This window comes from Nonomuraea sp. NPDC049309, assembly GCF_043196965.1.
Classification (GTDB): domain Bacteria; phylum Actinomycetota; class Actinomycetes; order Streptosporangiales; family Streptosporangiaceae; genus Nonomuraea; species Nonomuraea fastidiosa.
The window spans coordinates 113,689-114,428 of sequence record NZ_JBICSH010000010.1 but is presented as its reverse complement, the minus strand read 5'-3'; positions in this window follow the sequence as shown (position 1 = coordinate 114,428).

The window sequence follows — 740 nt, the reverse complement described above, 5'->3', positions numbered from 1 at the left end:
CCCGGGCCCGGCGGCGGCGTCGTGCTCCGCGCGGGTCGGTGTATCGCGCCCTGCTCCTGCGACTTCTGCCAGCTTCCCGGCCGCGTGGTACGTGGCTGGCTGCCCGGGCCCGGCGGCGGCGTCGTGCTCCGCGCGGGTCGGTGTATCGCGCCCTGCTCCTGCGACTTCTGCCAGCTTCCCGGCCGCGTGGTACGTGGTCGGCCGCCCGGGCCCGGCAGCGGCGTTCTGCTCCGCGCGGCTCGGTGCAACGCGCCCTGCTCATGGCATCGGGTGAGGATTGGATGTCGTCCCAGGCCACGGGCCAGGACGACGCGCCGCTGCGGGGACCGCACGAGGCCCGTGGTGCCGTCTCCAGGTACGGAGCGAGATCCGGGGTGCCGTTCCGGGCACGGGATGTGGCCTGCGGCGCTGTTGTGGGTGCGGGATGTGGCCTGCGGCGCCTCTTCGGGCGCGGCGGCGACGTGCCGCTCCGGGCGTGGGGCGGCGTGTGCGGGCCGTTCGGCGGTGCCGGTGGGCCTGCGTGCCGTTCCGTCCACGAGGCGAGGCCTGCGTGTTTCCAGCTTGCCGGGTGTGGGCTGTGCGTCGTTGCGGCTCCCGCGCTCCTGTGGGTACGGCCGCTCCTGTGGGTACGGCCGCTCTTGTGGGTACGGCCGCTCTTGTGGGTACGGCCGCTCTTGTGGGTACGGCCGCTCTTGTGGGTACGGCCGCTCTTGTGGGTACGGCCGCTCTTGTGGGTACGG